The sequence below is a fragment of the Rufibacter ruber genome (genome assembly GCF_001647275.1).
Lineage (GTDB): Bacteria > Bacteroidota > Bacteroidia > Cytophagales > Hymenobacteraceae > Nibribacter > Nibribacter ruber_C.
Genome location: NZ_LRMM01000133.1, coordinates 1 through 4,476, shown reverse-complemented (window position 1 = coordinate 4,476; position 4,476 = coordinate 1). Strand labels below are relative to the sequence as shown.

Genomic DNA, 4,476 nt, shown 5'->3' with positions numbered 1-4,476 from the left:
TGGCCTGTTTTCTGAAAAACAGGCCAAAAACAGACGGCGGTCCAGAAGAAAAATAAGCTGTGTTTAGGCAGTTTCAGTGTCGTTGACCAGTACAGGCTCTTTGCTGGAAATAGCCCACAGGCCAATAAAGGTCAGGAAGCCGTTCAGCAGCAATACTTCAAACCCGAACTCGTAGCCCCAGAACCACTCCTTGGAGTTGGCGTTGAGGATGAACGTGAGCAGCGGGGCCAACAGGCAAACCACCGGCACCAGGTTGTCGCGCACGGCGCGGGTATTGAACATGCCAAAGGCGTAGAGCCCCAGTAACGGCCCGTAGGTGAAACCCGCTACCTTGAACACCGCCTGCACCACACTCTCATCATTCACCAGTTTGAAGATGATGATCACCACCGCCATTAAGGCCGAGAAGCCCACGTGCACCCAGTTTTTAAGGCGTACGCGCTGGGCTTCAGGACGATTCTTGAAATCCAGGAAATCCACGCAGAAGGAGGTAGTCAGCGCCGTCAACGCCGAGTCAGCCGAAGCGTAGGTGATTGCCGTGATCCCTAAGATAAACGTGATGCCCGCCAGTGGGGTGAAGTATTTCAAAGCCAGTTCGGGGAACACCATATCGCCTTTGGCGGGAAGGGTGATGCCTTTGGCATCGGCGTATAAATAGAGCAAAGCACCCAGGCACAAAAACAGGATGTTCACCAACAGAATGATGGCCGTGAACGAGAACATGTTCTTCTGCGCCTCCTTCAGGTTTTTACAGCTCAGGTTTTTCTGCATCATGTCCTGGTCCAGCCCTACCATCACAATAGAGATAAAGGCGCCAGACACAAACTGTTTCAGGAAATACTTGGCGTCTTTGAAGTCATCTAAGAAGAAAACCTTGGAATATTTACTCTCAGAGATGGCCGTTACCATGCCGTTGAAGTCAAAGTTAAGGGCGTCTTTGATCATGATAATACTAATGCCCACGCATACCAGCATGGCCAGCGTCTGGAAGGTGTCGGTCCAGATGATGGTTTTCATGCCGCCCCTGAACGTGTAGACCCAGATCAAGGCAATGGTGATGATCACTGACACCTCAAACGGCACGCCCAAAGAATCAAACACCGCCAGCTGCAGTACGCCTGCCACCAGAAACAGCCTGAACGCCGAGCCCAGCGTACGGGCCAGCAGAAAGTAGGCCGCCCCCGTTTTATAAGACCAGTACCCAAACCGCTGCTCCAGGTAGGAGTAGATAGAAACCAGGTTGAGACGGTAATACAGAGGCATGAGCACCAGCGCCACCACAAAATAACCGGCCATGTTGCCCAGAATGAACTGCAGGTACGAGAACTGGGCCGTGGCCACCATGCCGGGCACCGAAATAAAGGTTACCCCAGAGAGCGACGTGCCAATCATCCCAAACGCCACCACGTACCACGGCGAGGCGCGGTTGGCCAGAAAGAAACTGTCAGTAGACTCGCCTTTCTTGCTGGTGAGGAATGAAATCAGAATGAGTACACAGAAGTATGCGGCTATAATGCCCAGAATAAGGGTAGGAGACATGGGGTGGCTTTGTGGGTTTGTTAGGAATGGTGCAGGGACAAATATAAATAAAAACCCAGACGGCACTCTTTGAATTTTTTCAAAAGCTGGAGGTTGTCAGGAAGCAGAAAGCCTTCCCAGAGAAGTATGAGAAGGCTTCACCATAAATAGCAACCCTGAAAGGCAGGGGCGGTTAGAACGGGTTGTAAAAGCCACCAGCCGGGTAGCCGGAGTAGTAACCTGGGCCTCCCCAGTAGCTGGAGCCGCCGTTGCTGTACCTGATGGCGCCAGAGACAGTGACATTAGGGGTGACCTGGTACTGCGCCTGAAAGTGGAACCCCTGCTGGGGGAGCTGTCCATAGCCATAAGGGGAGTTCCGCCAGCGGTTCATGGTAGGGGCAGAGCTCAGGTCTTTCCAAACGCTTCCGCTCAGCAGCAATTTCTCAGACATGGCATAGGAGCCGCCTACGTGCAATAGATATTGTCTGCTGGGCGCGCCGGTCATTACGGTGGTAGAACTGCCTTCACCGGTGGGTACGGTCAGGGTGGGGGTGTTCCAGTGCTGGATCATGGCCAGGCTGCTGAACACCTGGAACCGGGGTGTTACCTGGTACTGCACCCGTGGCTCTATGAAAGAAGCCGATCCCCATTTGCTGAAAGCTGCCCCAGCTGAGAAGCTGTAGCCTACGCTGGGCTTGAATACTTCTGGCAGCGGTTTACTGGCTGAGTCTCGGGCAGTTCTCAGCGCAACGTCCTCCTGGGAGACCGTGGGGAGCACCTCCTGCGCCCGTACCGGCAAAAGCCCCAGCACTAGAAAAGCTACTGCCAGCAATGATTTTATGTAACCTGGTCTGTTCATGTTGAGCTGTGTAAGAAGAAACAGAGCGGTGCAGCTGCTGATTTCCTCACTAAGGTAGCAAATTTACTCCTTTAACGAAAGAATGGCAGGAATCGTGCAAGAAGTGGGGGCTGATCTGCGGGTGAAATGAAAAGCTTCCTGTTTTAGGGCTGTTTTCCAGAAAACAGCCCTAAAACAGGAAGCCAACAAGAACCCCACCTTAATTTGCCTGGCTTTTCAGCCAAGCCTCCCGGCGGGTTTTCACCTCAGCAGATACTTTTTGGCCTGACTCTTCTAACGGAACCAGTTCCAGTTCTGGTTCCTGCGCCAGGGTGAGCGTCACCTTTTTCGGCTCGCCGTTTTGCAGCACCTCTAACGCCACCTGCTCCCCCGGTTTGTGCGTGGTCAGCAGGCTGTCCAGTTCTTTGCGGTCTTTGAGCTTCTTGCCGTCAATGGCTAAGATAACATCGTTGCGGTCAAGGCCTGCCTGGTAGAGAGGGCTGTTCCGGAAGGTTCCCATCAGGATAGTGATCTGGCCATCTTTCACCTGAAGCTGTTCCCACCCCAGCACGGCCTTTCCCGGCTTCTCTGGCCGGAAAGCCAGGCCCATCTGCGCCGCCAGCGTTTCATACGGCATCAATTCCTTGCCCAGAATGTGGCGCTGGAAAAAATCTTTGGCAAAGGCAGGGTCCTTGGTCAGGTCGGCCAGGGCTTGTTCCAGGTCTGGCAGGGTGTAGGGTTTTTCGGGCTTCCCGAAACGCTGCCACAGCAGGCGCATATAGTCATCTGCCGTAATCCCTTTGAAACGGGTGCGCAGGGTCCAGTCAAGCCCGGTGCCAATGGCGCTGCCGTACGTGTAATATGAGATGAAGGTGTTGTGGCGGTTCACAGGGTCCACAGAACGCGAGGCATCTACAAAGGGCGCCTGCATGCTCATCTCCACCGGAGAGAAAAACTCTTTGCCCGGCAACAGCAGCACTGCGTTCAATGTACCCGCCACGCTCCCCAGAAACGCCTTCTGCTCTGTGACCTTGGCGCGGTGCAGGAGCAGGTTGCCGTAGTAACTGGTAAATCCTTCGGCCAGCCAGAGGCCCTCGCTCATGTTGGCATCAGCAAAATTGAACGGCTCCAAACTCTTAGGCCTGATGCGCTCCACGTTCCAGGCATGGAAAAACTCATGTGACAGTGTTCCCAGGTTGGGGTTCATGCCGCTCTTAAGCGGGCGGGAGCTGGTAATGACGGTAGAGTTGCGGTGCTCCATGCCGTCACCGGGGGTAGCGGGCATATAGCAGGCAATGAACGTGTACGTGCCGAAGTCAAACGTGGGCAGCCCCCCAAACACCGCCTGGGCCTCGGTTACAATGCGTTTTGCTTTTTGGGTGAACTCGTCCAGCTCCTTGTCTGTACCCTGGTGGTGCAGGCCAATCCTGATTTTCTGGGTGCGGCCCTGCTCCTTCACCTCCCATTCCCGCCACTTCAGATCAGCCAGCTCTGTGGGGCTGTCCATGAGGTACTGGAAACTGGGGGCCGAGAACGTGAGGGGGCCAGCTTCGGGCTTCAGTTGGGTGGCGGCGGTCCAGTTGGTGCCCGTAGGCGGAATGAATTTCACCTGCACCGGGGCCTGCTCTAACGCGGGGGCGTACATAAACGTGGCGGGTGCGTTCAGGTGGGCGTGCGAGGCGTTTACGCCGGCGTAGGTTCCGTCTGGGTGGTCGGCAAAGAGCGTGTAGGTCACGCGCACGGTGCCGTCATGGCCAGAGACATTCCACTGGTGCAGGTTGGGGCGCTCTACGGTCAGCAGTTTTCCCTGGCTATCAGTGGCTTTCACGCTGTACACATTCTTGGCGAACTCATGCAGCGCATAGCGGCCGGGGGAGGAGCGGGCCATGCGCACTTCCAGCACCGGCGCCTGTACGCCTGTAAACGTAGCCTGAACAGTGGCTTCATGGTGCGCCGCATTCTCAAAAGACACCTGGTACGCCACACGCGGCTGGGCAAATGCCACAGAGTGAAAAGTCATCGGCCATGATCTTCTTGGCAGCCTTCACCAATGAGTATTCTTTGCTCAGCTGGCGGGCTTCCTCATCATTAATGCTCAGCACGTCTACCATGCCAATGGT

3 protein-coding genes and 1 pseudogene are annotated in these 4,476 nt (G+C 55.2%); all 4 read right to left on the bottom strand.

What is annotated here, in order from left to right; genetic code table 11:
* Positions 1 to 63 precede the first annotated feature (63 nt).
* Complete coding sequence (locus tag A8O25_RS22035) at positions 64 to 1,539, bottom strand: sodium:solute symporter (RefSeq protein ID WP_066839777.1); 1,476 nt, start codon at positions 1,537 to 1,539, stop codon at positions 64 to 66.
* A gap of 172 nt (positions 1,540 to 1,711) precedes the next feature.
* The gene (locus A8O25_RS22030; protein ID WP_153042874.1) at positions 1,712 to 2,377 is read right to left on the bottom strand and encodes a hypothetical protein; all 666 of its coding nucleotides are present in this window, start codon (positions 2,375 to 2,377) and stop codon (positions 1,712 to 1,714) included.
* Positions 2,378 to 2,576: 199 nt separating this feature from the next.
* Positions 2,577 to 4,376 (bottom strand): M61 family metallopeptidase, encoded by a 1,800-nt coding sequence (locus A8O25_RS22025; RefSeq protein ID WP_066839773.1) that lies wholly within the window; start codon positions 4,374 to 4,376, stop codon positions 2,577 to 2,579.
* A 1-nt stretch (position 4,377) separates the two neighbouring features.
* Positions 4,378 to 4,476 (bottom strand): annotated as a pseudogene (locus tag A8O25_RS24000) (sugar kinase); the annotation flags it as partial.

Coding starts and splice junctions, on each gene's coding strand:
- A8O25_RS22035 (WP_066839777.1), bottom strand. CDS start 1,539: ATGTCTCCTACCCTTATTCTGGGCATTATAGCCGCATACTTCTGTGTA.
- A8O25_RS22030 (WP_153042874.1), bottom strand. CDS start 2,377: ATGAACAGACCAGGTTACATAAAATCATTGCTGGCAGTAGCTTTTCTA.
- A8O25_RS22025 (WP_066839773.1), bottom strand. CDS start 4,376: ATGACTTTTCACTCTGTGGCATTTGCCCAGCCGCGTGTGGCGTACCAG.